Genomic DNA, 26012 nt, shown 5'->3' with positions numbered 1-26012 from the left:
CGACCGTCCAACGCGATGCCGGTACGGTGCCCAGTTGTGAAAAGGGCGGTCGTGATCACGGCGGCGGCGCTGACATTTTCCGGCTGTGGGTCGAGCGACTCGACGGCCTCGCTCACGCCGGAGCCGACTGTCAGCAATGCCGCTCCCGCGACGCCGCGTCCCGCCGCCCCACCGCCCGTCGCTCCCCCGCCGCCGGCCGCGACCGCCGAGGCCGATCCGTGCGCGATCAACCTCGGCGCGGACGAGATCGCCAGGGCCGTCTCCACTCTGCCTCGCGATCCGCGAAGTAACCAGGGATGGAGCGCCGAGCCGCTGGCGGGGAACTACAACGAATGCGCGCAGTTGTCGGCGGTGATCGTCAAGGCCAACACGAACTCTGACAACCCGAACACCCGCGCGGTGATGTTCCACCTCGGCAAGTTCATCCCCACCGGCGTGCCGGACACCTACGGATTCAACGGCATTGACAACTCGGCAACCACCGGCGACACCGTGGCGCTCAAGTACTCCGGCGGCATCCAGGGCCTCGACAACGTGGTGAGGTTCCGCTGGAACGGCAACGGTGTCGAGCTGATCGGCAACACGCCCGGCTGACATCCTCGCCGAGACTGCGTAGAGATCCCGGTCACAGGCCGGAAGGCGATCTGTGCGCAGTTTCGGCGGGATCAGGTGTCGGCCGGCTCACATACAGTGGGCTCGTGTTCCTGGCATCTGAGGGGGCCGACGAGCGCGTCATCTACAGCGCATCAGACCTCGCCGCGGCCGCCCGCTGCGAGTACGCGCTGCTGCGGGCATTCGATGCGCAACTCGGCCGCGGCCCCGCCGTCGCGTCCGACGACGAGCTCCTCGCGCGCACGGCCCAACTCGGCGGCGAACACGAACAACGACACCTCGACGAGCTACGGGCGACGGCGGACGTGGCGGTCATCGGCCGACCGTCGTACAGCGTCGCGGGGCTGACCGCCGCGGCCGGGGCCACGCTGCAGGCCGTCGAGCGCCAGGCACCGGTGATCTATCAGGCCGCGATGTTCGACGGCCGGTTCGTCGGCTTCGCCGACTTCCTGATCTTCGACGGCGAACAGTACCGGCTGCGCGATACCAAGCTCGCGCGGTCGGTCAAGGTCGAGGTGCTGCTGCAACTCGCCGCCTATGCCGAGACTCTCGCCGTGGCCGGGGTGCCGGTGGCCCAGGAGGTCGACCTGGTGCTCGGCGACGGGGCGACAGCGAGCTACCGGGTCGACGAATTGCTGCCGGTCTACCGCCCGCGTCGTGCCGAACTGCAGGTGCTGCTGGATCGGCACCTCGCCGGTGGCGAGCCCGTGTCGTGGGACGACGAGCAGGTGCGGGCGTGCTTCCGCTGCCCCGAATGCACGCTGCAGGTGCGCGCGCACGACGACCTTCTGCTCGTCGCGGGCATGCGGGTCAGTCAGCGTGCCCGGCTGATCGACGCCGACATCACCACCGTGCACGAGCTGGCCGGCCACACCGGCCCGGTGGACGAGCTGTCCGCCCGCACGGTGAAGACGCTGGCGGCGCAGGCCCGGCTGCAGGTCGCCGAGCGCGTCGACGGCAAGCCGCCCTACGAGGTGGTCGACGCGCAGCCGCTGATGGTGCTGCCCGACGTCGACAAGGGCGACCTGTTCTTCGACTTCGAAGGCGATCCGCTGTGGACCGTCGACGGCCGGGAGTGGGGCCTGGAGTACCTGTGGGGCGTGCTGACCGTGGCCGATGAGTTCACCCCCTACTGGGCGCATGACCGGGCCGGCGAACGCCAGGCGCTGGTCGACTTCCTGGCCATGGTGCGCAAGCGGTTGCGGCGCTACCCCGGCATGCACATCTACCACTACGCGGCCTACGAGAAGAGCACCCTGCTGCGGCTGGCCGGCCGCTACGGTGTCGGCGAGACCGACGTCGACGACCTGCTCCGCAACGGTATTCTCGTCGACCTCTATCCATTGGTACGCAAGAGCATTCGCGTCGGCACCGAAAATTACAGCATCAAGTCGCTCGAGCCGCTCTACATGGGCAACGAGCTGCGCAGCGGCGAGGTGACCACGGCGACCGACTCCATCACGCAATACGCCCGATACTGCGCGCTGCGCGACGAGGGCCGGGCCGACGAGGCGGCATCGGTGCTCAAGGAGATCGAGGACTACAACGTCTACGACTGCCGATCGACGCGGCGGCTGCGCGACTGGATGATGGCACGCGCCATCGAATCCGGCGTACCGCCGCGCGGCCCCCAACCGGTGGCGGCCGAGGTCCCGGCCGAACCGAGTGACAGCCTGGAACGCAGGCTGCTGAAGTTCGCCGGCGATGGTGTCGAGGAACGCACCGCCGAGCAGCAGGCCGTGGCAATGGTGGCGGCTGCCAGGGGTTATCACAAGCGCGAGGACAAACCGTTCTGGTGGGGCCATTTCGACCGGGTCAACAATCCCGTCGACGAATGGGCGGACAACAGCGACGTTTTCATCGCCGAGCGCGCCGAGATCGTCAACGACTGGCATCAGCCAGCGAGGGCACGCAAGCCCCAGCGGCGCGTGCGGCTGATCGGCGAGATCGCCAACGGCGAACTGGGCACCGAGATGTATGCGCTGTACGACCCGCCCGCGCCCGCCGCCCTGGCCGACGATCCGGACCGGCGCGGGTTCGGTGCGGCGACGGTGATCGACTGCGACAACCCCGAGGCGCCCACCGAGGTGGTCATTCTGGAGCGCCAGCCCAAGGACGGAGACGTCTTCGACCAGCTGCCGTTCGCCCTGACCCCGGGTTCTCCGATTCCCACCAGAGCGCTGCAGGATTCGATTGCCGACACCGCGGCGCTCGTCGCGGCGGGCCTGCCCAACCTGCCCGCCGACGCGGTCACCGACATCCTCCTACGCCGCGCACCCCGCACCGTCAGCGGCCGACCCCTCCCGTGCACCGGCGTCGTCGCCGATGACATCACCGCCGCACTGCTCGACCTCGACTCGTCCTACCTCGCCGTGCACGGCCCTCCCGGCACCGGCAAGACGTTCACGTCCGCGGTCGTCGTCGAGCAACTCGTCAACCGGCACGGGTGGCGTGTCGGGGTGGTCGCACAGTCGCACGCCGTCATCGAGAACCTGCTCGGATGCGTCATCGACGCGGGCGTCGACACGAACCGGGTCGGTAAGAAGAAGAGCGCCGGCGCGAAGTGGCGCGACCTCGACGAGAAGGACTACGGCGCGTTCATCACCGAAGCCGCGGGCTGTGTGGTCGGTGGCACCGCATGGGACTTCGCCAACTCCAATCGTGTCCCGCGGCTGGCGCTGGACCTGCTCGTGGTCGAGGAGGCCGGCCAGTACAGCCTGGCCAACACCATCGCCGTGGCACCGTCGGCCAGGAACCTGATGCTGCTCGGCGACCCGCAGCAGCTGCCACAGGTCAGCCAGGGCACGCATCCCGAACCGGTGAACGAGTCCGCGTTGGGCTGGCTGGTCGACGGACACCACACGTTGCCCGCCGAGCGCGGCTACTTCCTCGAGTACTCCTACCGGATGCATCCCGCGGTGTGTGGACCGGTCTCGCGGCTGTCTTACGACGGGCGGCTGCGTTCTCAGGAGAGTGTCAGCGCCGCGCGTCGCCTCGCCGGGGTGGCTCCCGGCGTCCGGTTGCTGACCGTCGCGCACAACGGAAACTCCACCGACAGCCCCGAGGAGGCCGACGCGATCGTCGCGGAGATCCGCCGCCTGCTCGGCGCCCCGTGGACCGACGAAACCGGCACCACCGCGCTGGCACAGGGACACGTTCTCGTGGTGACGCCGTACAACGCCCAGGTGGTGACGCTGCGGCGCCGCCTCGACGCCGCGGGGCTCGCCGACGTCGAGGTGGGCACCGTGGACAAGTTCCAGGGCAGGCAGGCGCCGGTGGTCTTCGTCTCGATGACGGCGTCGTCCGCGGACGAGGTGCCGCGCGGGATCTCGTTCCTGTTCAACAGAAATCGACTCAACGTGGCCGTGAGCAGGGCCAAATACGCCGCGTTCATCGTGCGTTCGGCGCTGCTGACCGACTACCTGCCCGCCACCCCGGACCGTCTGGTGGAACTGGGTGCGTTTCTGTCGCTCACCGGCTCAGACGAGCCGACCAGCCGGTGTGATACACCGTCGCAATGACCGAAACGCTCGCTGAACGGCTCGCTCGGATCGTCGGAGCCGCTCACCTGAGCACCGATCGCGACGTGCTGGACGGCCGCAGCGCCGACCACACGGGCCGCTACCGCGGGCACGCCAGCGCGCTCGTCAGGCCCGCTGATGCCGACGAGGTCGCCGCCGTGCTGCGCACCTGCCGCGACGCGGGCGCCCATGTCACCGTGCAGGGTGGCCGCACCTCTCTGGTCGCCGGGACCGTCCCCGAACACGACGACGTCCTGCTGTCCACCGAGCGGCTGCGCGGGATCGGCGAAGTCGACACCGTCGAGCGGCGCATCCACGCCGGCGCCGGCGTGCCGCTGGCCGCGGTGCAGCGCGCTGCGACGGCAGCCGGGCTGGTGTTTGGCGTCGATCTCGCCGCTCGCGACTCGGCGACCGTCGGTGGCATGGCGTCGACGAACGCGGGCGGGTTACGCACCGTCCGGTACGGGAACATGGGCGAACAGGTCATCGGTGTGGACGTCGCGCTGCCCGACGGCTCGGTGGTGCACCGGCACAGCCGGGTGCGCATGGACAACACGGGATACGACCTCACGTCGCTGTTCATCGGCGCCGAGGGCACGCTGGGCGTGATCACCGGGCTGGACCTGCGGCTGCATCCCGTTCCCACCCACCGCGTGACGGCGATCTGCGGGTTCACCGAGCTGGCTTCCCTTGTCGAGACCGGCCGCCGGTTTCGGGACATGGACGGCGTCGCCGCACTGGAATTGATCGACGCGCGGGTGAGCGCGCTGACCGCCCGACACGTTGGCGTCGCGGCGCCGGTCGACGGGGCCTGGCAGCTGCTCATCGAATTGGTCGGCGACAGCGATCAAACGGAGCGGCTGGCCGACGAGCTGGAGAACGCCGAGCTGGCCGCCGAGCCCGCGGTCGGCGTCGACGTCAATGCCCAGCAGCGGCTGTGGCAGGTCCGCGAGGCGGTCGCCGACGTGCTCGGCGTGCACGGCCCACTGCTCAAATTCGATGTGTCGCTGCCGCTGTCGGCGATCGCGGACTTCGCCGCCGAGTCGGTGGAACTGGTCGCCGCGCACGCCCCCGACGCCATCCCGGTGTTGTTCGGCCATATCGGTGAAGGCAATCTGCACCTGAACCTGGTGCGGTGCGCGCTCGACGCTGAACGCGAGCAGGCGCTCTACACGGCGATGATGGAGCTGATCGCGCGCTGCGGCGGCAACGTCAGCTCCGAACACGGAGTCGGCACGCGCAAGCGCGATTACGTCTCGATGTCACGTACCGATGCCGACATCGCGGCGATGCGGGCCGTGAAGGCGGCGTTCGATCCCGAGGGCTACCTCAACGCCGGCGTGCTGTTCGGCTAATCGCGGCCCGGCATGGAATGCCTGCCGCGACTTGACGTCTCGTCAGGATCGACCCGCGAATGCCTGCCGTCGGCCTGGAACCAAGACGGCCGGCGCTCGGGTTCCTCGTCGGACCGATGGTGCCGGGCGGGACGTTCGTGGGCTTTCTCGGGGCGGCCCAGAGGCTGGAACCGTTCCTCCTCGTCGACGTGGAAACCGTTGTGCGCGAAGCCGACCGGCTCGACTGGCGACTGGACCGGCGACGCCTGGCTGACTTCGGGCACCGGCTTCGCTGTCACCTTCGGTATCCGTTCGGTCGGCTCGTCTTCAGGCGACCAGTGCCAGGTCGTGCCCGGCGCAGGAAGCAGATGGTCGGTACGCGATCGCATCGGCTCGGTGACGGTTTCGTCGAACCGGTCGATGGCCGGCGCCTGCGGGCGGCGTGGTTCGGGTTCGTCGTCGTCGTCCCACGACACCGTGTATTCGAGGTACTCGTCGTCGTCAACGAATGTCTCCTCTCCGCCGTAGTCGACCGCGTAACCGGCGAGACGATCCGCGTCTGCCACATCGTCGTCGACTCCGCCGTCGAGGGGGGCCGGCCGGGCAGTGGGGAAGCCGAGCATGAACAACGCGCCGATCACCCCGAACAACGCGATGAAGGCAGGCAGCAGCAGGGCCTGCGACATGGCCGCGGCGAACGGTTCGTGCAGGAAGGCCGGCAGCGCGACCACGGAGCCTCCGCCGCCTTCGCCCTGCGTCGCCCCGGCCGGCATGGGCGGCAACTCGGCGCCGATCCGCGACGTCATGAACGCGGCCATCCCGGCACTACCCAGCACCGAACCCACCTGTCGGGTGGCGTTGTACACACCGGAGCCGGCGCCGGCCTGCTGCAGTGGCAGGTTGCGGGTGGCCGTCGCGGCCAGCGGCGACCAGATGAAGGCCGAAGCGATGCCCATCGCGGTCAGGGGCAGCAGGAGCCGCCAGATCGGCGTCGCCGGCGTCATCTCGACCGACAGCCAGGTCAGGCTGATCGCCAGCACCGAGAAACCGAAACCGATGACCGGCCGGGGGTGGGAGCGGTCGACGATCTTGCCGACGAACGGCGCCAGCACGCCGGTCGCGATGGCCATCGGGGCGGTCAGCAGCGCGGCGCGGGTCGGCGACAGCCCGCAGACCACCTGGGCGTAGAACATCACCGGCAGGATCATGGCCGTCACCACGAAGCCGATGGTCGCGACGCCGAGGTTCGACATCGAGAAGTCGCGATCGCGGAAGATCCCGAGCGGGATGAGCGGCTCGTTGCGGTTCACCGACTGCCAGTAGAGGAACGCCGCCATGAATCCGATGCCGGCCGCGATGGTGCCCCATATCCATGGCGCCCAGTCGTGCGCCTGCCCTTCCTGCAGGGCGAAGACGATCAGGAACATGGCGAGGCCCGACAGCAGCACGCCGAGCACGTCGAAGCGGTGCTTCTGCGTCGGCAGCGCGGGAATCAGCCAGACCGCCAGGCCCAGGCCGACGATGCCGACCGGGACGTTGACGATGAAGATCCACTGCCAGCCCAGGCTGTCCACCAGCACGCCGCCGGCCAGCGGGCCGACCAACGTCGCCACGCCCGCAGTCGCCCCCCACACACTCATCGCAACACCGCGACGGTCGGCCGGGAAGATGCGGGTGATGGTCGACAACGTCTGCGGCGTGAGCAGGGCGGCACCGATGCCCTGCACGACGCGGGCGGCGACCAGCGTCTCGATGCTGCCGGACAGGCCGCACCACAACGAGGCGGCGGTGAACACCGTCAGCCCCAGCAAATAGAGATTTTTCGGGCCGTACCGGTCACCGAGTCGCCCGGCCACCAACAGCGGCACGGCGTACGCGAGCAGATAGGCGCTCGTCACCCAGATCACGGCGTCGTAGCCGGCGCCCAGCTTGTCCATGATGGACGGATTGGCGACGGCCACGATGGTCGCGTCGACCAGGATCATGAAGAAGCCGACCATCATTGCCCACAGGGCCCGCCATGGATTGTCCGCTGTTCCGACGGCTTTGAGCCGCACCCGTCGAGCGCGGCTTTCCTGCCGGTTGGTCAGCGTTGGGAACATCTCGAACCGACTAGATGAGGAATGACGATTCAGCCGACGCTACGGACGTTGGGCGTATCCCGACAAGTCGGGGTCACGCCCGTGACATACGTCAGGCGGGCTCGGCGACGGCGTCACCGCTGACGTCGCCACCGGGTGCGTTGGCCGGCGCTCTCACCGCCCGGGAGTACTCCCCGCGCAGTGTGGGGGCTAACGCCAGCAGCGCGATCACCATGCCGGCCATCATCACCAGCGACAACGCTACCTCGTCGTTGCCGAGCGCCCCGACCAGCGGCGCCACCGCCGCGCCGAGGCCGAATTGAGCGGCGCCCAGCAGCGAGGCGGCAGTGCCCGCGGCGTCGGGGTGGCGGGCCAGCGCCACCGCAGGTGCGTTCGGAATGACCAGGCCCATGGCGGCGAGGATGCCCCACACGGGCACCACGAAGCCCGCCAGCCCGCCGGCGTGGGTGGTGGACAGGCCGACGAACGCGGCCCCGGCCAGCGCCGCCGCCACCAGCGCCCACACCGTGATGACCTGGGGCGAGAAGCGGCGCAGCAACACCACGTTGAACTGCGTCGCACCGATCAACGCCACCGCGCCTGCGCCGAACACCAGGGCGAAGGCCTGCTGGTCGAGTCCGTAACGGCCCTGCAGCACGAAAGGGGCGCCCGCGATGTAGGCGAACAGCCCGGACATCCCCAGCGCAGCGACGAACACCAGAATGACGAAACGCGCGTCGCTCAGCACCTCGACGTAAGTGACCGCGATGCTGCGCACCTTCAGCGGGCGCCGGTGTGACGGGGGCAGCGTCTCGGGCAGCGCCATTGCCGCCAGCAGCAGCAGGGCGCCCGCCAGCACGACCAGCACGGCGAACACCCAGTGCCAGGAGGCCTTCAGCAACACCGCGGCGCCAAGCGAGGGAGCCACCACGGGGGCGACCCCCAGCACCAGCATCAACCGTGACATCATCGTCGCCGCGACCGATTCGGCGTAGAGGTCGCCGACCACGGCTATCGCCACCACCATTGCCGCGGCGGCGCCCACCCCCTGCAATGCGCGCGCCACGCCCAGCACCGCGATGTCGGGCGCGAACAGGCACAGCGCCGACGCCAGCATGTGCAGCACGACACCTGCCATCAACGGCCTACGGCGGCCGAGCGAATCCGACAGCGGCCCGACGATCAGCTGGCCCAGCGCCAGCCCGGCCAGCGTGCCCGTCAGCGTTAGCTGCGCCACCGAGGACGACACCCGGAGTTCGTCGGCGATCCTGGGCAGCGCGGGAAGGTACATGTCGATCGTGAGCGGACCGAGCGCGACCAATGCGCCCAGGATGACGATCATCCGGACCTGGCTTCGGCCAGCCGCGTCCCGGTTCACAGTCACGGATTCGATACCTCTCGCGTCCACGTCAGCCGATGTTGCCACGAAGATGGTTAGCACCGCATATCAAAATTTTCTTCCCCAGCTCACAGACAGTGACTGCAGTCACGTTCGGGCACCGGCGGTGCGTCCGCGTACGTTGGACAAGCGTTAGCCTGGAAGATCGGCTGCGAAAGCATTGAGGGGGACCGCACATGAGTGCTCGGTCAAGCGCCAAGAACCAGCTGCCCGCTACCACCGATGAAGATGCGGGTGCCGCCGCGAAGGTGCTGTCGCAGATCATCGAGCGCGGCTCCCGCGTCCAAGAGCCCGCGATCAGGGCCTACGTCGGCCGGTTGCGCGCCCACAGCCCGGACGCGACGCCCGCCGAGATCGTCAAGAAGCTCGAGAAGCACTACCTGGCCGCGGTGATGGCCAGCGGCGCCGCTGTCGGCTCGGCCGCGGCGTTCCCCGGGGTCGGGACGCTGGCCGCGATGTCCGCGGTCGCCGGCGAGACGGTGGTGTTCCTGGAGGCGACGGCCGTCCATGTGCTGGCCGTGGCCGAGGCGTACGGCATTCCGGCCGATCACCGGGAGCGCCGTCGCGCGCTGGTGCTCGCGGTGCTGGTCGGCGAGGAGAGCAAGCACGCGGTCGCCGATCTGATCGGGCCGCGCCGCACCAGCGGTGCCTGGCTGTCCGACGGAGCGGCGACGCTGCCGCTTCCCGCGGTGTCACAACTCAACTCGCGGCTGCTGAAGTACTTCGTCAAGCGCTACACACTCAAGCGCGGAGCGATCGCGTTCGGCAAGCTGCTGCCGGTCGGCATCGGCGCGGTGGTCGGCGGGGTGGGCAACCGGATGATGGGCAAGCGGATCGTGGACAACGCCCGCAAGGCGTTCGGCAACCCGCCGCCCCGGTGGCCCGCGTCGCTGCACGTGCTGCCGCCGCCGCGATCGTAGCCAACGCGCGATCGGCCCTTAACTGCCGTTCGCGTGGTTCGGCCGACGCCGGAAGCGTTAGCCTTTAGGCGGCGGAAGCGGGTCACCGTGGACGCTGCGAAAACCAAAGTGGCGAGCGTCGTCGCGCACGCTCGCCCGACAGATGAATCGAGGCGAGTAGCTGCCGTGAGCAGTTCACCTTCACCATTCGGTCAGAACGAGTGGTTGGTCGAAGAGATGTACCGCAAGTTCCGCGAGGATCCCTCCTCGGTCGACCCGAGTTGGCATGAATTCTTGGTCGACTACTCGCCAGAACCGCCCGCCGAAGCACAATCCACCGCAGGCAACGGAAGACCGTCCAGCGCGCCTACCGCCCCGCCGGAGCCGGCGCCCGCTCCGCCGCCCGAGGCGGCCGGCAGTAACGGGGTCGCCCCCACGAAGTCGGCACCGCAGGCGACAGCCGCACCCGTCGAGAAGACGGACAAACCGGAGAAGGCGCCTGCCAAGCCGAAGGTGGCGGCCCCCGCCACGGCGGACGGCGACGAGGTTCAGGTGCTGCGCGGCGCCGCCGCGGCGGTGGTGAAGAACATGTCGGCGTCGCTGGAGGTGCCGACGGCGACCAGCGTGCGTGCGATCCCGGCGAAGCTGATGATCGACAACCGGATCGTCATCAACAATCACCTCAAGCGCACGCGCGGCGGCAAGATCTCCTTCACCCACCTGATCGGCTATGCGCTGGTGCAGGCGGTCAAGCGGTTCCCCAACATGAACCGCCATTTCGCCGAGGTGGACGGCAAGCCGAACGCGATCACCCCCGAACACGTGAACCTCGGACTGGCCATCGACCTGCAGGGCAAGGACGGCAATCGCCAACTCGTGGTGGCGGGCATCAAGAAGACCGAAAACATGCAGTTCGGTCAATTCATCGCCGCCTACGAGGACATCGTCCGGCGCGCGCGCGACGGCAAGCTGACCGCCGAGGACTTCAGCGGCGTGACGATCTCGCTGACCAACCCCGGAACCATCGGCACCGTGCACTCGGTGCCGCGACTGATGCGCGGCCAGGGCGCGATCATCGGCGTCGGCGCGATGGAGTACCCCGCCGAGTTCCAGGGCGCGAGTCCGGAGCGCATCGCGGAGTTGGGCATCGGCAAGCTGGTCACCTTCACCTCGACCTACGACCACCGCATCATCCAGGGCGCGGAGTCCGGCGACTTCCTGCGGACCGTCCACGAATTGCTGCTGTCGGACGACTTCTTCGACGAGATCTTCCGCGAGTTGGGCATCCCGTACGAGCCGGTGCGCTGGCGCATCGACAACCCCGACTCGATCGAGGACAAGAACGGTCGCGTCATCGAGTTGATCGCCGCCTACCGCAACCGCGGCCACCTGATGGCCGACATCGACCCGCTGCGGCTGGACAAGAACCGCTTCCGCAGCCACCCCGATCTGGACGTGCTGAGCCACGGGCTGACCCTGTGGGACCTGGACCGGGAGTTCAAGGTCAACGGCTTCGCCGGCGCCGAGTACAGGAAGCTTCGTGATGTGCTCGGACTTCTTCGCGACTCCTACTGCCGCCACGTCGGCGTGGAGTACACGCACATCCTGGAACCCGAACAGCAGCAATGGATTCAGGAACGCGTCGAGGTAAAGCACGAGAAGCCGACCGTCGCGGAACAGAAGTACATCCTGTCCAAGCTCAACGCCGCCGAGGCGTTCGAGACGTTCCTGCAGACCAAATACGTTGGGCAGAAACGGTTCTCACTTGAAGGCGCGGAGACCGTCATCCCACTGATGGACGCCGCGATCGACCAGGCCGCCGAACACGCGCTGGACGAGGTCGTGGTCGGCATGCCGCACCGCGGCCGGCTCAACGTGCTGGCCAACATCGTCGGCAAGCCGTACTCGCAGATCTTCAGCGAGTTCGAGGGCAACCTGAACCCGTCGCAGGCGCACGGCTCCGGCGACGTCAAGTATCACCTCGGCGCCACCGGTAACTACATCCAGATGTTCGGCGAGAACGACATCCAGGTGTCGCTGGTGGCGAACCCGAGCCACCTGGAGGCCGTCGACCCGGTGCTGGAGGGTTTGGTCCGGGCCAAGCAGGATCTGTTGGACAAGGGCGACGGTCCCGACGGTTTCACCGTGGTGCCGTTGATGCTGCACGGTGACGCCGCCTTCGCCGGTCAGGGTGTGGTGGCCGAGACGCTGAACCTGGCGCTGCTGCGCGGTTACCGCACCGGCGGCACGATCCACATCATCGTCAACAACCAGATCGGTTTCACCACATCGCCTTCCGACGCAAAGTCGTCGGAGTACTGCACCGACGTCGCGAAGATGATCGGTGCGCCCATCTTCCACGTGAACGGCGACGACCCGGAGGCCGCGGCGTGGGTGGCGCGGTTGGCCATGGACTTCAGGCAGCAGTTCAAGAAGGACGTCGTCATCGACATGCTGTGCTACCGCAGGCGCGGGCACAACGAGGGCGACGACCCGTCGATGACGCAGCCCGCGATGTACGACGCCATCGACCTCAAGCGCGGAGTCCGCAAGACCTACACCGAGGCGCTGATCGGCCGTGGTGACATCTCGATGAAAGAGGCCGAGGACGCGCTGCGCGACTACCAGGGCCAACTGGAGCGCGTGTTCAACGAGGTGCGCGAACTGGAGAAGCACGAGATCGAGCCGAGCGAGTCGGTGGAGGCCGACCAGATGGTGCCCGCGGGAATGAACACTGCGGTCGACAAGTCGCTGCTGGCCCGAATCGGCGATGCCCACTTGGCTTTCCCGGAAGACTTCACGGTGCATCCGCGCGTCAGACCCGTGCTGGAGAAGCGCCGGGAGATGGCCTACGAGGGCAAGGTCGACTGGGCGTTCGCCGAACTGCTCGCACTCGGATCGCTGATCGCCGAGGGCAAGACGGTCCGGCTGTCCGGTCAGGACACCCGCCGCGGCACGTTCACGCAGCGGCACTCGGTGATCATCGACCGCAAGACCGGTGCCGAGTTCACGCCGCTACAGCTGCTCACCGTGAACAAGGACGGCACGCCGACCGGCGGCAAGTTGATGGTGTACGACTCCGCGCTGTCGGAGTTCGCCGCGGTGGGCTTCGAGTACGGCTATTCGGTCGGCGATCCCGAGGCACTTGTGTTGTGGGAGGCCCAGTTCGGCGACTTCGTCAACGGTGCCCAGTCGATCATCGACGAGTTCATCTCGTCCGGCGAGGCCAAATGGGGTCAACTCTCCGACGTGGTGCTGCTGCTGCCGCACGGTCACGAGGGTCAGGGTCCCGACCACACGTCCGGACGCATCGAGCGGTTCCTGCTGCTGTGGGCCGAAGGTTCGATGACCATCGCGATGCCGTCGACGCCGGCGAACTACTTCCATCTGCTGCGCCGCCATGCGCTGGATGGGATTCACCGCCCGCTCATCGTGTTCACCCCGAAATCGATGTTGCGCAACAAGGCGGCCGTCAGCGACATCCGCGAATTCACCGAGAAGAAGTTCCAGTCGGTCATCGAGGAGCAGACCTACACCGACGGCGACGGAGACCGCGGCAAGGTCAAGCGGATCCTGCTGACCAGCGGCAAGATCTACTGGGAGCTGGCGGCCCGCAAGGCCAAGGAGCAGCGCGCGGACGTGGCGATCGTGCGCGTCGAGCAACTCGCGCCGCTGCCGAGACGACGGCTGGCCGCAACGCTGGACCAGTATCCGAGCGTCGAACAGTTCTTCTGGGTGCAGGAGGAGCCGGCCAACCAGGGCGCATGGCCCACGATGGGTCTGACGCTGCCCGAGGCATTGCCCGAGCTGACCGGCATCAAGCGGATTTCGCGCCGCGCCATGTCGGCGCCGTCGTCGGGTTCCTCGAAGGTGCATGCGGTCGAACAGCAGGAGATACTCGACGAGGCGTTCGGCCAGTAGCCTCACCTCCCTTTTGCGCGAGCCGGGGCCGCTCGCGTTCGCGGGGGAGCGTGTCTGGGTGCGACACGCCGGTGGCGAACCCCAGTTCGTGCACGCTCGCGGGCGGCGCGGCCTGACCCGCTGAATGCGCTACCGCCGGTACCGGCTAACCTCGTCCCGATGTCACTGACGTGAGGGGAGGATGTCCATGCAGGGATTTGCCGGGAAGGTCGCGGTGGTCACGGGTGCCGGGTCCGGTATCGGGCAGGCGCTGGCGATCGAACTCGCCCGCTCGGGCGCCTCGGTGGCGATCAGCGACATCGACACCGACGGCCTGGCGGTCACCCAGAAGCGGCTGACAGACATCGGCGCCCCGGTGAAGGCCGACCGCCTCGACGTCACCGAGCGAGAAGCGTTCGAGCAGTACGCAGACGGTGTCGTGGCGCAGTTCGGCACGGTGAACCAGATCTACAACAATGCGGGCATCGCATTCGCCGGCGACATCGAGGCCACCGGCTACAAGGACATCGAAAAGGTGATGGACGTCGACTTCTGGGGCGTCGTCAATGGCACCAAGCTGTTCCTCCCCCACCTGATCGCCTCCGGCGACGGCCACGTCGTCAACGTCTCCAGCATCTTCGGGCTGTTCGCGGTGCCCGGCCAGGCGGCCTACAACGCGGCGAAGTTCGCGGTGCGCGGCTTCACCGAGGCGCTGCGGCAGGAGATGGTGGTTGCCGGGCATCCGGTCAAGGTGACGACGGTGCATCCGGGTGGCATCAAGACGAATATCGTGCGGAACATGACCACGGTCGACAGCGTGGACAAAGACCGGCTGTCGAACACCTTCGACAAGAAGCTGGCCAGCACCACGCCGGAGAAGGCGGCGACGGTCATCCTCGACGGCGTCCGGAAGAATCGGGCCCGTGTGCTGATCGGTTCGGACGCCAAGGCGCTCGACCTCATCGTGCGCCTCACCGGCTCCGGGTATCAGCGGCTCTTCTCTACCGTCATGTCCCGAATGGTGCCCGAAGCGCACTGACCGGGGACCCGCCCCTGTGATACTGCCGCCGTGGACACTTTTGCGGGCAAGGTCGCCGTGGTCACCGGTGGCGGCTCGGGCATCGGGCAGGCGCTTGCCACCGAACTGGCGCGCCGTGGCGCCAAACTCGCGATCAGCGATGTCGACTCGGACGGTCTGGCGCGCACCGGAGCAGCAGCTGCACAACGAGGGCGCACAGGTCAGAGCCGACTGCCTGGACGTGAGCGAGCGGAATCCGTGCTGGCATATGCCGATTCGGTGAAAACCCGTTTCGGCACGGTGCACCAGAGCGACCACATCGCGGGAATCGCGTTCATGGGTGACATCGAGGTCACCGCGTTCAAGGATCTCGGGTGGGTGATGGACGTCAACTTCTGGGGTGTCGTCAATTGCACAAAGGCGTTCCTGCCCCACCTGATCGCCTCGGGCGACGGCCATCTGGTGAACATGTCGAGCATGTACGGGTTGTTCGCCGTCCAGGGCCAAGCGGCGTACAACTCCGCCAAGTTCGCCGTGCGGGGATTCACCGAGGCGATCCGGCAGGAGATGGTGTCGGCCGGCCATCCGGTGAAGGTCACCTGCGTGCATCCCGGGTACATCAAGACGCCCTTGATCCAGCACCGACCTGGGCCCAGGGACTCGATAGGGCTGCGCTGACGGCCGTCTTCGACAAGGTCGCCATCACCAATCCACAGCGCACCGCGAAGATCGTCCTGAACGCCGTGCTGAGAACAGCCAAGAACAAGGCCCGGGTGCTACCGGGTCCCGACGCCAAGCTGTTCGATCTCATCGTGCGTGTCACGGGATCCGGCTACATGCGGTGGTTCGTCCCGATGAACAGACGGCTGTTGCCGCCGACGCGCTAGGAGCGCGAACGTGCGCGAAGTCGTGTATTCGACCGGCGTGTCGGCCGCAGACACGCTCCCCCGCAAGCGGGTCGTACCCCCAGCTCGCGGAGGGAGGTGCCCTAGCGGCCCAACGGGTGTTCGGCCAGGAATCCGTCGGCCACCAGTGCGGGGTCTTTGCCATCCGCGACCTGACCGAGCATCTGCGCGAGCGCGGCGGTGTCGAGCACCCCGGCCACCTCGTTGAGTGCCAGCGCCTGCGACTCGTTCAGCTCGTTGCGACGGTACAACGGCACCAGGTTCTCGGCGCGGATCAATGAGGTGCGGTCGGACAGCGTCAGCAGCTCGGCGGGGATGGCCTGCGCCGCGGTCGTCGTCCACGCGGCATTGATCTCCCCCGATCGCAGAGCCGCGAAAAGCGTTGACTCATCAGAGAACTGGCGCGGCCTCGGCAGCTTGCATACCCCGATCGAGGCGGGCTGGCGGGCGCCGCGCACTGCCCCGGGCGACAGTTTGGCGCAGTTGCGGACCGCGGCGGCGACATCGCGGCCGCCCCAGGCATCGGCGGTGGCTTCGGTGACCGCGAGCGAAGGTTTGTCCTCCGCGGACGTGGTGTAGTCGCCGGCCGCGACTCCTTCCGGCAGCGCGGCAACCATCTCGCGGTACACCTGTGCGGCGGACCGGGCGCTGGCATCCGGATCAAACCGGGTCAGGAGTCGGCCGGTGAAGCCGGGGACGACGCGCACCTCCCCCGAATCCAGCCCCGACAACGGATCGGTCATCGACTGGACGTGGGCGGGGTTGCCGTAGAAGCGCAGCGCGGCGGCGTAGAGATGCGCCACCAGCGCCGACCCGTGGTCGTCGGTGGCGCCGACGGCGATGGACGGAGCCTCGTCGTGGCCGCCGCACCCGGCGGCACAGATCATGATCAGCGCAATGAGCGCCGACGCCAATGCGCGGCGTAAGACCATCGCCGGCTCAGCCGTCAGAGGCTGCCGCGACCGCTTCCGCCACCGCCAGGCCGACCCGTGGGTCGAGTGCGTTCGGCACGATGTGGTCGACGGCCAGGTCGTCGCCGACCACCGAGAAGATCGCCTCGGCCGCGGCGAGCTTCATGGCCTCGGTGATGCGGCGGGCGCCGGCGTCGAGTGCACCGCGGAACACACCGGGGAAGGCCAGCACGTTGTTGATCTGGTTCGGGAAGTCGCTGCGGCCGGTGGCCACCACGGCCGCGTATTTCTTCGCGATGTCCGGATGAATCTCCGGATCCGGGTTGGACATCGCGAACACGATGCTGTTGGGCGCCATCGTCGCGATGAGTTCCTCCGGCACGAGGCCTGCCGACACACCCAGGAACACGTCGGCGCCTTCGAGCGCCTCGGCCATGCCACCCGTCCGCCCTTCCGGGTTGGTGCGGGTGGCCAGTTCTGCCTTGAACGGATTGAGGTCGTCGCGACCCGTGTGGACGATGCCCTTGGAATCCAGCACGGTGATGTGGCCGATGCCCTCGGCGAGCAGCATGTTGGCGCATGCCACGCCCGCCGCGCCGGCGCCCGAGATGACGATCCGAAGCGACGACACGTCGCGATCGAGCACCTTCGTCGCACCCAGTAGCGCGGCCAGCACGACGATGGCGGTGCCGTGCTGGTCGTCGTGCATGACGGGGCAGTCCAGCGCCTCGATCACCCGACGCTCGATCTCGAAACACCGCGGAGCGGAGATGTCCTCGAGATTCACCGCCCCGAACGTCGGCCGCAGCCGCACCAACGTCTCGACGATCTCGTCGGGGTCGTTGGTGGCCAGCACGATCGGGATGGAGTCCAGCCCGCCGAATGTCTTGAACAGCGCGCTCTTACCCTCCATCACCGGGAGCGACGCTTCCGGACCGATGTCACCGAGGCCGAGTACGGCACTGCCGTCGCTGACCACCACCACCAACCGGTTGGCCCACGTGTACCTGGCGGCCAACGTCCGATCGGTTGCGATGGCGCGGCTGACCTGCGCCACACCCGGGGTGTAGGCGATCGACAGGGCGCGCTGGGTGTCCAGCGGCGCGGTCAACCCGACCGAGAGCTTGCCTCCTTCATGGTGGGTGAAGATCTCGGCATCATCGATGACGACTTGCGGCGTGCGCACCATTTCGGACACGGCGTCAGGGTACTTCACAGCAGGGCCTCACAGAGGCGAGATCCTCTGTCGTGACAAGACTCTTCGCGGTTCGGGCGCGTACCATTTCAAAGGCCCGACCAGGCAACTCCAGGTCTGAGGGGAGGTTCGCGTATGCCGTCATTCCGAGCACTACAGCCATCACTGCTACGTCCGGCAAACAGAGGCAAGGCACCCGAGCCGGACGCCAGGAGTATTCACGTCCCCGTCTCGCGGGCGATGGTCGACTGCGGCGTGTACTCCGACGGCGCGCGCCTACCCGGCAAGTACACCCACGCCGCCGCGCTGAACAAGGTGCACGACCTCGAACGCGAGGGCAAACAAGCGTTCGTGTGGATCGGGCTGCATGAACCCGACGAGCACCAGATGCAGGCCGTGGCCGACGTCTTCGGCCTACACGAACTGGCCGTCGAGGACGCCGTGCACGCGCATCAGCGGCCGAAGCTGGAGCGCTACGACAACACGCTGTTCCTGGTCATCAAAACCATCACCTATGTCGAACACGAGTCGGAGGCCAAGGTCCGTGAGATCGTCGAGACCGGCGAGATCATGATCTTCGTCGGACCTGACTTCGTCGTGACGGTCCGCCACGGAGACCATGGCGGCCTGGCCACGGTGCGCAAGCGGATGGACGCCATGCCTGCCAACTGTGCGCTGGGGCCCTATGCCGTGATGCACGCGATCGCCGACCATGTCGTCGACCACTACCTCGAGGTCACCGATCTCGTCGAGTTCGACATCGACGCCATGGAGGAGAACGTCTTCTCCCCGAGTAGCGCCACCGACATCGAGCAGATCTATCTGCTCAAGCGCGAGATCGTCGAGATGCGCCGGGCGGTCAGCCCGCTGACCCTGGCGTTGCAACGCATCGGCACCGACCACAACGACCTGATCTCCAAGGAGGTCCGGCGGTACATGCGTGATGTCCTCGACCACAACACGCAGGCCTCCGATCGGATCGCCAGCTACGACGAGGTGCTCAGCTCGCTGGTGCAGGCCGCGGTGGGCAAGGTGTCCATGCAGCAGAACATCGACATGCGCAAGATCTCGGCGTGGGTGGCCATGGCCGCGGTGCCGACCGCGCTGGCCGGCATCTACGGCATGAACTTCGACCACATGCCGGAGCTGCATCAGGTGTGGGGTTATCCGGCGGTGCTGTTGGTGATGGCCACGGTGTGCGGGATTTTGTACACGACGTTCCGGCACAACCACTGGCTCTAACTGGGCTGTGCGGCCGGACGGGCGGGATCGAAGACGTCGACGCCGTCCTGCTGCCACGCCTCCCTCATGGCGTCGGCACCCTTGAGCCGCACCCACGCGGCCTCGGTCGCCGTGATCGGGATGGCCGACAGCACGGTGACCGGCGGCAACGGCGCGGTCAACGACACGTCGTCGATGTCGCTGCGGCCCAACAGAAACGCGGTGAACGCGGCGTCATCCCACAGCGGTGACTCAAGGTCGATGAGCGCGTCGGGTTCCAGGATCAGACCCTCGACGGCGGGCGCCGCCGCGACGATGGCCAGGGAGCGGGCCAGGCCGGCCGGCGACGGGCCGCGCAGCGCGGCCACCACCTCGGCGCGCGGGCCGTGCAGGGCGTCGGTCACCATCTCGGTCGGATCGAACATCGGATGCCGCGAACAGCCAAGCGACACATAATGGCTGACACCGTCGGCGGCTGGCCCGAAGCGCAACACGTCGATGCGTTCGGAGCCGAGGAACGTCACGCTCGCTTCGTCGGGCTCGGCGATAACCCCAGCCCCGGCGAAGTGCGCGCGCAGGTGCGCGCGGACTGCGGCGAGGACGTCGATCACTCGGTCGATGGCGGATCGCCGGGCTCCGCCGTCTGCTCGGTCTCCGACGGCGTCGGCTCGGCAGCTTCTGCGCCGCCGGGCGGGAGCATCAGGTTCGCCCCGCTGTCCGCGTCGAAGATGGTGATCTTGGATGTGTCGAAGGCCAGCTCCATGGTCTGGCCCGGCGTCACCTTGGATTCGGTGGAAACCCTTGCCACGAACTCGTTTTCGCCAGCGCCGGAGTCGGCGGCGAGCTCGGCCAGCTGGGCGGCCCGGGCGCCCGCTCCCTCGGTTTTGAAGTGCACGTACTTGTCGGCGCCGAGCGATTCGACGAAGTCGACCTTGACCTGGAAGGTCAACGCGCGGATCCGCGCATATGTGTCGATCAGCGCGGCGTCCTCGAGGTTCTCCGGCCGCACGCCGACGATCACGTTATCGGGCTTGGGGTGGCGCCCGAGTAGGTCGTGGACCTCTTGGGTGAGCGTGACTTCGCCGAACGGCAGGCGCACACCGACGTGGGTCAGGGTGGCCGGGAAGAAGTTCATCGCAGGCGATCCGATGAATCCCGCCACGAACAGGTTCGCGGGGTTGTCGTACAGCTCTTCCGGCGTGCCGATCTGCTGAACCTCGCCGGCGAGCAGCACCACCACCCGGTCACCCAACGTCATGGCCTCGGTCTGGTCATGGGTGACGTACACGGTGGTGGTGCCAAGGCGATTCTGCAAACGTGCGATCTCCGATCGCATCTGGACGCGCAGCTTGGCATCCAGATTCGACAGCGGCTCATCCATCAGAAATGCCTTGGGGTTGCGGACGATCGCCCGGCCCATGGCGACCCGCTGCCGCTGCCCCCCCGAGAGCTGCCCGGGCTTGCGATCCAGAAGCTCGGTCAGGTCAAGGATTTTCGCCGTCTCTTCGACCTTCTGCGCGATGTCGTCCTTCTTCGCCTTGGCCAACGTCAACGGGAACGCGATGTTCTGCCGGACGGTCATGTGCGGATAGAGGGCATACGACTGGAATACCATCGCGATGTCGCGGTCCTTGGGCGCCTTGTCGTTCACCCGCTGACCGCCGATGCGCAGCTCGCCCGAGCTGATCTCCTCGAGACCGGCGATCATGTTCAGCGTGGTGGATTTTCCGCAGCCGGAGGGCCCGACCAGGATGATGAACTCGCCGTCGGCGATCGTGATCGACAGATCTTTCACGGCCGTCGCGCCGTTGGGGTAACTCTTGGTCACCCGGTCCAACACAATTTCGGCCATGGAACTATCCCTTCACCGCACCGGACGTCAGGCCGGCGACGATCCTTCGTTGGAAGATTAGAACAAAGATGACGATCGGGATGGTGATGACCATCGCACCCGCCGCAATCGATCCGGTGGGCTCCTCGAACTGCGAACTGCCGGTGAAGTTCGCGATCGCCACCGGCGCGGTGATCGCCCGCTGAGTGGCCGTCAGAGACAGCGCGAGCAGCAGATCGTTCCAGGCGAAGATGAACACCAGGATCGCGGCGGTGACGATGCCCGGCGCCGCCAACGGCGCGATGACTCTGCGGAACGCCTGGGCGGGGCTGGCGCCGTCCATCTTGGCCGCCTTCTCCAGATCCCATGGAATCTCTCGGAAGAACGCCGACAGCGTGTAGATCGCCAGCGGCAACGCGAACGTGATGTACGGGATGATCAGGCCGGGCCAGGTGTCGAACAGGCCGATGCTGCGCCACAGGTTGAAGATCGGCGTGACCAGGGAGATCTGCGGGAACATCGCGATCAACAGGGCAACGCCGACGAGCAGGCGCTTGCCGGGAAAAGTCAGCCGCGCAACCGCATACGCCGCCATGCCGCCGACGACCACCGCGATCACGGTGGTGATCAGCCCGATACCGATCGAGTTGATCAGCGCGGAGGTGAACATGTCGCCAGAGAAGATGCCCTTGTAGTTGTCGAAGGTGATCTGCGTGGGAATCAGCTTGCCGTCTTTGACGCTTGACGTCGGCTTGAGCGAAAGGCTCAGAATCCACAGCACGGGGAACAGTGCGTAGAGCACGACGAGGATGTTGACGACCGTCCAACCCGCCGTGCGCCCCGTGCCGCCCCGCTCGGCCATGTCAGCGTCCCTCCGCTTCGGCGCCGGGCGCGGAAGCGCCGAAAAGCTTGATGTAGACGAACGCGATGAGTGCCACGGAGAGGAAGATCAGCACGCTGATGGCTGACCCAAGGCCGAGATTGAACGCCTTGAAGAGGTTGTCGTAGCCCAGGATTGAGACCGATCCGGTGTTGTTCGCTCCCCCGGTGAGCACGTAGATGTTGTCGAAGATCCGGAACGCATCCAACGTCCGGAAGAGCAGCGCCACCAGGATGGCCGGCTTGATCAGCGGCAGAATGACTTTGACCAAGCGCTTCCACGCGCCGGCCCCATCGACCTGGGCCGCGTTGAGCAGGTCCTGCGGCACCAGCGCCAGGCCGGCGAGCAGCAGCAGCGCCATGAACGGTGTCGTCTTCCAGACCTCGGCGAGTACCACGATGGCGAGTGAGGGAATCTGCTCGGTCAGCGGCGCGCTGCCCTCCGGCAGCAGGTTGGCCAGATAGCCGGTACCCGGTGTCCACGCGTAATACCAGCTGTAGGACGCGGCGACGGTGACGATGCCGTACGGGATCAGAATCGCGGTGCGCACCACACCCTTGCCGAAAATCGTTCGGTGCATCACCAGGGCCAGCGCCATGCCGAGCACCAACTCGATCGCCACGGAGACCACAGTGATCGCCAGCGTGACCATGAACGCCGTCCACCAGTAGCGGTCGGTGAGGACGGTGATGTAGTTCTGCAGCCACACGAACGAGGTGTCGTCGGGGGTGGCGAGGTTGTAGCGCTGAAGGCTCAGCCACACCGCGTAACCGATCGGGTACGCCGTGACCGCCACCATCAGCAGCACCGCGGGGGCGATCAGTATGTACGCGAGGCGGCGCTCGGACTTCTTGTCGTCGGTGCCACCGGCGGTCGCCCGGGACGCCGGGGACGCATCGACAGCCATGGGAGGTGCGGTCATGGAATCAGCCCCTTGCCGTCGATGGCCTTCTGCACCTGGACGGCCAGCTCGTCTGCCGTCCGCTCGGGATCGATGTCGGTGACCGGCGCCAACGTCACCGACATCCGCGTCGAAACCGCCTGGTAGACCGGTGTCGCTGGGCGCACCGCCGCATTGGTCAGCTGATCGCGGATGATCGCGTATTGCGGGTACTTGGCCTGGAACGCCGGGTCGTCGTAGAGCGATGCCCGCACGGCGGGCAGGCCGCCCTCGACGGATGTGTATCGCTGGTTCTCTTCGTTGCGAATGCAGCGGATGGCCTCGAAGGCTTCCTTGCGATGCTGGGTGGTCTTCGCGACGGCGAGGTTCAGCCCACCGAGCGTCACCTTCGCGGGCTCACCGGCCGCCACCCCCGGATAGGGCGCGAAGCCGAACACCTTCTTGCTTGCCTCGTAGGCGGACCGGAACTGGTCGTCGGTGGGCGAGAAAGTCCCGGCGTCGTTGATGCTGCCAGCCAGGTCGGGCTGCTTGTCCAGCGGCAGGAAGCTCACGCCGCCCTTGACGGCGTTCTCCAGCATCGACGGCAACACGAACGGCCAGTTCACCTCGAGCGCGGCTTTGCCCTGCTCGAGCGCGAGCCTCGCGGTGCCCTCATCGGTCTGGGTGATCGACGGGTCGGCGCCGGGCGCGGTAGCAACGGCCTTCATGATCTGCAACGCCTTGACGGTGGCGTCGCGATGCTCCTTGGTGTCGGTCAGCGTGACGGTCTTGCCGTCGGCGGAAAGCACTTGACCGCCTGCGCTTTCCAGCAAGGTGTTGAACCAGACCACCAGACCCTCGTACTGCTTGGCTTGCAGGGCGATCCAGCTCGGTTTTCCCGCGGCGTGCAGGCGCGTCGCCTCGGCCACCATGCCGTCCCACGTGTCGGGCGGTTCGTCCATCAAATCGGCTCGATACCAGAGCAATTGAGTGTTCGTCGTGACGGGTACCGCGTACAGCTTGTCCTGCCATTTCGCGGTTTCCAGCGGGCCGGGCAGTGTATCGCCGGTGGCGTCGGCCTCGGCGCGGCCTGCCGGATCGTCCGACAGCGGCAAAGCCCAACCCGCCTCGGCGAACTCGGCGGTCCACACCACGTCGAGCGCCATCACGTCGAGCGTCTTGTCGTTGCCGGTGAGCCGCCGCGCCAGCTGCAGCCGCTGCGCGTCGGCTTCCTTGGGCAAGCTGATCTGTTGGATGGTGAAGCGTCCGCCGAGTTCTTCGTTGCAACGCTTGGCGACCGCGGTGAACGTGGCCATCTCGCTGGCCGGTGTGTAGTAGTTGATGACGATTCCGCCGCCGCCGGAACCGCATGCGGTCACCAATGACGCAGTCGTCAGCGCGGCCGATGCCGCAGCACATAGCCGCCGAGCGAGCACCAGCCGCCTCCCGTCTGCGTCCGATGTCGCCACCGGGGCGGCTCCGGGCGGGAACCTCCCGCGGGCAAACCGTAGAGCGACATGCGCACCATATGCAACAGTTTCCGCCGCGCGTCGCACACCCGTTATTCAACCGCGAACGTGCGCAAACTCCCTGCTGATATCGGCGTGTCGGCCGCAGACACGCACTCTCGCGGGAGAAAGCGGGCTAGATCTTCAAGCGCGCCAGCAGATCCCGGCCCTGTTCGGCACTCTGCGGATCGCACAACACGTCGTAGCGGCCCGCCACAAGCTGCATCGTCGAGCTGAAATCTCTTGTGCCGCGCGCCATCGCGTAGGGGACGGCCGAGGTGATCAGTCCGAAGAACACCCCGGCGACCAGGCCGGTGGCCAGCGCACCCCACGGGCTGGGGCTGAAGAATCCGAGGATCAGACCGATGAACAGACCCAGCCAGGCACCGGTCAGCACGCCGCCGCCCAGCACTTTCGGCCAGGTCAGCCGTCCGGTGACCCGTTCCACCTGCATCAAGTCCACGCCGACGATCGTCACCTGCTGCACCGGGAACTGTTGGTCGGACAGATAGTCGACGGCGCGCTGCGCCTCGGCGTAGGTGGGATAGGCGCCGATCGGCCATCCTTTGGGCGGCGTCGGCAGGCTCGCTGGTCCGCCGCGTCCCGGGGTCGGGTTACCGGTTGTTCCGCTGGCGCTTTGTCCGGGTTGGAACGGGCTGGTCATCGATCCTCATTCTCCTCTATCCGCGGCTGAATTGCGCGGCTCTGTCTCACCAGGCAACGACTCGGCGGCCGCGATGGTGCCCGCCGGTTGCGCTAGGTTGACAGCATGACAAACCCGGGCGAGGACGCAGGCCGAACGTCATCATCCGACTCCGACTCAGGGGGATCGGAGCCGTCATCGGCAGGCTACGAGGCGCCGCCGATCGAGCAGTCGCACGGACCGGCCGAATCGGAATCGCCGCAGGCCCGGGGGGCTGCTGAAGCGCCCACGGCCTACGAGGCCCCCGGCTACACCCCGCCGCCGGCCTACATCCCGCCCAGCCCGCCGCCGGGTTATGAGACACCGCCCGGCTATCCGCAGGGGCCGGGCTACCCGCAGGCGCCCGGCTATCCTCCGCCCGACTACTTTCAGCAGGCCGGCGGTGGGCAGCCTGGCTATCCGCCGCCCTACCCCGACCCGTCCGGCGGCTACGGCGCCCCCTCCTACCCGCCGCCACCCCCGTACGGCGCGCCGCCGCCCGGGTACGGCCCCCCGCCGTCGGGCTACCCGGCCCAGGGCGGGTACGGGCAGCCGGCCCAGGGCACCAACACGTTGGCCATCGCGTCCCTGGTCGCGTCGGCGATCGGCGTGCTCTGCGGAATCGGCTCCATCATCGGCATCGTGCTCGGCGTCATCGCGCTCAACCAGATCAAGCAGAGCCGCGAGGGCGGCCACGGGCTGGCCATCGCCGGCATCGCGGTCGGCGGGGTGACGCTGCTCATCAACATCATCTGGACGGTCGTCGTTTTGAGTAGCTGAGTCTCGAGTAGCCGAGCATGACCACCGGCGGCCCCGAGCAGCCGTACGAGGACACCCCGCTGGACTATCCAGCCGACGCCGCCGGGCTGCCACCGCCGATCTACCCGCCGCCGTACCCGGGTGCCTACGGCCACCCGGGCTACGCCGGTTACCCCGCCTATGCCGCGCCCGGTTACGACCCGTACCGGCCGACGAAGCCGCCCGGCACCAACGGCAAGGCAATCGCGGCGCTGGTCACGTCCTTGGTGGGCCTCATGTGCTGCGGCCTGCCGTCGATCGCCGGCCTCATCATCGGCGTGATCGCGATGCGCGAGACCAGGCGCACCGGTCAGGACGGCTACCCCATCGCCCTGATCGGCACGATCATCGGTGGTCTGGTGGTGGCGGGTTGGGTGGTCTACCTGCTGCTGTCCGTCGGGCTCTACGCCAGCGGCTGGCAGTGGGCGCCGTAGTGC

At 67.5% G+C, this 26012-nt stretch carries 21 protein-coding genes; 11 read left to right on the top strand and 10 right to left on the bottom strand.

Annotation, left to right across the window (positions count from 1 at the left end; all coding sequences use genetic code 11):
• Nucleotides 1–15 precede the first annotated feature (15 nt).
• The 3 genes from ACVWWN_RS14875 to ACVWWN_RS14865 all read left to right on the top strand — a co-directional run bounded on the left by ACVWWN_RS14875 (nucleotide 16) and on the right by ACVWWN_RS14865 (nucleotide 5488).
• The gene (locus tag ACVWWN_RS14875; RefSeq protein WP_457144588.1) at nucleotides 16–594 is read left to right on the top strand and encodes an LppP/LprE family lipoprotein; all 579 of its coding nucleotides are present in this window, start codon (nucleotides 16–18) and stop codon (nucleotides 592–594) included.
• Nucleotides 595–698: 104 nt separating this feature from the next.
• Entirely contained in the window at nucleotides 699–4133 is a 3435-nt protein-coding gene (locus ACVWWN_RS14870; RefSeq protein WP_457144587.1) for a TM0106 family RecB-like putative nuclease, read from the top strand.
• On the top strand, nucleotides 4130–5488 hold the full coding sequence (locus ACVWWN_RS14865) for an FAD-binding oxidoreductase (RefSeq protein WP_457144586.1): 1359 nt from the start codon (nucleotides 4130–4132) through the stop codon (nucleotides 5486–5488). Before ACVWWN_RS14870 ends, ACVWWN_RS14865 begins: the two co-directional genes overlap by 4 nt.
• Here the strand turns inward: ACVWWN_RS14865 and ACVWWN_RS14860 are convergent.
• Both ACVWWN_RS14860 and ACVWWN_RS14855 read right to left on the bottom strand, forming a co-directional pair.
• The gene (locus ACVWWN_RS14860) at nucleotides 5485–7569 is read right to left on the bottom strand and encodes an MFS transporter (protein ID WP_457144585.1); all 2085 of its coding nucleotides are present in this window, start codon (nucleotides 7567–7569) and stop codon (nucleotides 5485–5487) included. The two genes, ACVWWN_RS14865 and ACVWWN_RS14860, sit on opposite strands and share 4 nt — an antisense overlap.
• A 91-nt stretch (nucleotides 7570–7660) precedes the next feature.
• On the bottom strand, nucleotides 7661–8974 hold the full coding sequence (locus tag ACVWWN_RS14855; protein WP_457144584.1) for a multidrug effflux MFS transporter: 1314 nt from the start codon (nucleotides 8972–8974) through the stop codon (nucleotides 7661–7663).
• Between the two features lie 149 nt (nucleotides 8975–9123).
• Between ACVWWN_RS14855 and ACVWWN_RS14850 the strand changes: the two genes are divergently transcribed.
• The 5 genes from ACVWWN_RS14850 to ACVWWN_RS14830 all read left to right on the top strand — a co-directional run bounded on the left by ACVWWN_RS14850 (nucleotide 9124) and on the right by ACVWWN_RS14830 (nucleotide 15651).
• Nucleotides 9124–9867 (top strand): hypothetical protein, encoded by a 744-nt coding sequence (locus tag ACVWWN_RS14850; protein ID WP_457144583.1) that lies wholly within the window; start codon nucleotides 9124–9126, stop codon nucleotides 9865–9867.
• A gap of 165 nt (nucleotides 9868–10032) precedes the next feature.
• On the top strand, nucleotides 10033–13767 hold the full coding sequence (locus ACVWWN_RS14845; RefSeq protein ID WP_457144582.1) for a multifunctional oxoglutarate decarboxylase/oxoglutarate dehydrogenase thiamine pyrophosphate-binding subunit/dihydrolipoyllysine-residue succinyltransferase subunit: 3735 nt from the start codon (nucleotides 10033–10035) through the stop codon (nucleotides 13765–13767).
• Nucleotides 13768–13954: 187 nt separating this feature from the next.
• The gene (locus ACVWWN_RS14840; protein WP_457144581.1) at nucleotides 13955–14785 is read left to right on the top strand and encodes an SDR family NAD(P)-dependent oxidoreductase; all 831 of its coding nucleotides are present in this window, start codon (nucleotides 13955–13957) and stop codon (nucleotides 14783–14785) included.
• 30 nt (nucleotides 14786–14815) lie between these two features.
• Nucleotides 14816–15442 carry an SDR family NAD(P)-dependent oxidoreductase gene (locus ACVWWN_RS14835; RefSeq protein WP_457144580.1) on the top strand — a complete coding sequence of 209 codons (627 nt, stop codon included), beginning with the start codon at nucleotides 14816–14818 and terminating at the stop codon, nucleotides 15440–15442.
• Nucleotides 15443–15507: 65 nt separating this feature from the next.
• On the top strand, nucleotides 15508–15651 hold the full coding sequence (locus ACVWWN_RS14830; protein WP_457144579.1) for a hypothetical protein: 144 nt from the start codon (nucleotides 15508–15510) through the stop codon (nucleotides 15649–15651).
• A 101-nt stretch (nucleotides 15652–15752) separates the two neighbouring features.
• Here ACVWWN_RS14830 and ACVWWN_RS14825 read toward each other — a convergent pair whose 3' ends face one another.
• Nucleotides 15753–16601 carry a glycine betaine ABC transporter substrate-binding protein gene (locus ACVWWN_RS14825; RefSeq protein ID WP_457144578.1) on the bottom strand — a complete coding sequence of 283 codons (849 nt, stop codon included), beginning with the start codon at nucleotides 16599–16601 and terminating at the stop codon, nucleotides 15753–15755.
• Between the two features lie 7 nt (nucleotides 16602–16608).
• Complete coding sequence (locus ACVWWN_RS14820) at nucleotides 16609–17769, bottom strand: NAD(P)-dependent malic enzyme (protein ID WP_457149135.1); 1161 nt, start codon at nucleotides 17767–17769, stop codon at nucleotides 16609–16611.
• A 141-nt stretch (nucleotides 17770–17910) separates the two neighbouring features.
• Here ACVWWN_RS14820 and corA point away from each other — a divergent pair, with 141 nt between their 5' ends.
• Complete coding sequence (gene corA, locus ACVWWN_RS14815; protein ID WP_457144577.1) at nucleotides 17911–19017, top strand: magnesium/cobalt transporter CorA; 1107 nt, start codon at nucleotides 17911–17913, stop codon at nucleotides 19015–19017.
• Here corA and ACVWWN_RS14810 read toward each other — a convergent pair.
• The 6 genes from ACVWWN_RS14810 to ACVWWN_RS14785 all read right to left on the bottom strand — a co-directional run bounded on the left by ACVWWN_RS14810 (nucleotide 19014) and on the right by ACVWWN_RS14785 (nucleotide 24759).
• A complete protein-coding gene (locus ACVWWN_RS14810) occupies nucleotides 19014–19607 on the bottom strand; it encodes a suppressor of fused domain protein (RefSeq protein WP_457144576.1) in 594 nt (197 codons plus the stop codon). The two genes, corA and ACVWWN_RS14810, sit on opposite strands and share 4 nt — an antisense overlap.
• Nucleotides 19604–20848: an ABC transporter ATP-binding protein gene (locus ACVWWN_RS14805; protein WP_457144575.1), complete on the bottom strand. Its 1245-nt coding sequence runs from the start codon at nucleotides 20846–20848 to the stop codon at nucleotides 19604–19606. The genes ACVWWN_RS14810 and ACVWWN_RS14805 overlap by 4 nt, the downstream gene beginning before the upstream one ends.
• Nucleotides 20849–20852: 4 nt before the next feature.
• Nucleotides 20853–21689, bottom strand: coding sequence for a carbohydrate ABC transporter permease (locus ACVWWN_RS14800; RefSeq protein ID WP_457144574.1), 837 nt, complete (start codon nucleotides 21687–21689; stop codon nucleotides 20853–20855).
• Between the two features lies 1 nt (nucleotide 21690).
• Nucleotides 21691–22614, bottom strand: coding sequence for a carbohydrate ABC transporter permease (locus ACVWWN_RS14795; protein WP_457149134.1), 924 nt, complete (start codon nucleotides 22612–22614; stop codon nucleotides 21691–21693).
• An 11-nt stretch (nucleotides 22615–22625) separates the two neighbouring features.
• Nucleotides 22626–24023: an ABC transporter substrate-binding protein gene (locus ACVWWN_RS14790; RefSeq protein WP_457149133.1), complete on the bottom strand. Its 1398-nt coding sequence runs from the start codon at nucleotides 24021–24023 to the stop codon at nucleotides 22626–22628.
• A 208-nt stretch (nucleotides 24024–24231) separates the two neighbouring features.
• Nucleotides 24232–24759, bottom strand: a complete 528-nt coding sequence (locus tag ACVWWN_RS14785; RefSeq protein ID WP_457144573.1) for a general stress protein — start codon at nucleotides 24757–24759, stop codon at nucleotides 24232–24234.
• 105 nt (nucleotides 24760–24864) lie between these two features.
• Here ACVWWN_RS14785 and ACVWWN_RS14780 point away from each other — a divergent pair, with 105 nt between their 5' ends.
• Together ACVWWN_RS14780 and ACVWWN_RS14775 are read left to right on the top strand one after the other, a co-directional pair.
• Nucleotides 24865–25557: a DUF4190 domain-containing protein gene (locus ACVWWN_RS14780; protein WP_457144572.1), complete on the top strand. Its 693-nt coding sequence runs from the start codon at nucleotides 24865–24867 to the stop codon at nucleotides 25555–25557.
• Nucleotides 25558–25574: 17 nt separating this feature from the next.
• Nucleotides 25575–26009, top strand: coding sequence for a DUF4190 domain-containing protein (locus ACVWWN_RS14775; RefSeq protein WP_457144571.1), 435 nt, complete (start codon nucleotides 25575–25577; stop codon nucleotides 26007–26009).
• The last annotated feature ends 3 nt before the right edge of the window (nucleotides 26010–26012 follow it).

The sequence above is a fragment of the Mycobacterium sp. URHB0021 genome (genome assembly GCF_054057895.1).
This window is presented reverse-complemented; position numbering and strand designations above follow the sequence as displayed.

What these genes read in the sequence shown, in the direction of transcription:
- ACVWWN_RS14875 (WP_457144588.1), top strand. Translation starts at nt 16, where the DNA reads ATGCCGGTACGGTGCCCAGTTGTGAAAAGGGCGGTCGTGATCACGGCG.
- ACVWWN_RS14865 (WP_457144586.1), top strand. Translation starts at nt 4,130, where the DNA reads ATGACCGAAACGCTCGCTGAACGGCTCGCTCGGATCGTCGGAGCCGCT.
- ACVWWN_RS14860 (WP_457144585.1), bottom strand. Translation starts at nt 7,569, where the DNA reads ATGTTCCCAACGCTGACCAACCGGCAGGAAAGCCGCGCTCGACGGGTG.
- ACVWWN_RS14850 (WP_457144583.1), top strand. Translation starts at nt 9,124, where the DNA reads ATGAGTGCTCGGTCAAGCGCCAAGAACCAGCTGCCCGCTACCACCGAT.
- ACVWWN_RS14840 (WP_457144581.1), top strand. Translation starts at nt 13,955, where the DNA reads ATGCAGGGATTTGCCGGGAAGGTCGCGGTGGTCACGGGTGCCGGGTCC.
- ACVWWN_RS14825 (WP_457144578.1), bottom strand. Translation starts at nt 16,601, where the DNA reads ATGGTCTTACGCCGCGCATTGGCGTCGGCGCTCATTGCGCTGATCATG.
- ACVWWN_RS14820 (WP_457149135.1), bottom strand. Translation starts at nt 17,769, where the DNA reads ATGGTGCGCACGCCGCAAGTCGTCATCGATGATGCCGAGATCTTCACC.
- corA (WP_457144577.1), top strand. Translation starts at nt 17,911, where the DNA reads ATGCCGTCATTCCGAGCACTACAGCCATCACTGCTACGTCCGGCAAAC.
- ACVWWN_RS14805 (WP_457144575.1), bottom strand. Translation starts at nt 20,848, where the DNA reads ATGGCCGAAATTGTGTTGGACCGGGTGACCAAGAGTTACCCCAACGGC.
- ACVWWN_RS14800 (WP_457144574.1), bottom strand. Translation starts at nt 21,689, where the DNA reads ATGGCCGAGCGGGGCGGCACGGGGCGCACGGCGGGTTGGACGGTCGTC.
- ACVWWN_RS14795 (WP_457149134.1), bottom strand. Translation starts at nt 22,614, where the DNA reads ATGGCTGTCGATGCGTCCCCGGCGTCCCGGGCGACCGCCGGTGGCACC.
- ACVWWN_RS14785 (WP_457144573.1), bottom strand. Translation starts at nt 24,759, where the DNA reads ATGACCAGCCCGTTCCAACCCGGACAAAGCGCCAGCGGAACAACCGGT.
- ACVWWN_RS14780 (WP_457144572.1), top strand. Translation starts at nt 24,865, where the DNA reads ATGACAAACCCGGGCGAGGACGCAGGCCGAACGTCATCATCCGACTCC.
- ACVWWN_RS14775 (WP_457144571.1), top strand. Translation starts at nt 25,575, where the DNA reads ATGACCACCGGCGGCCCCGAGCAGCCGTACGAGGACACCCCGCTGGAC.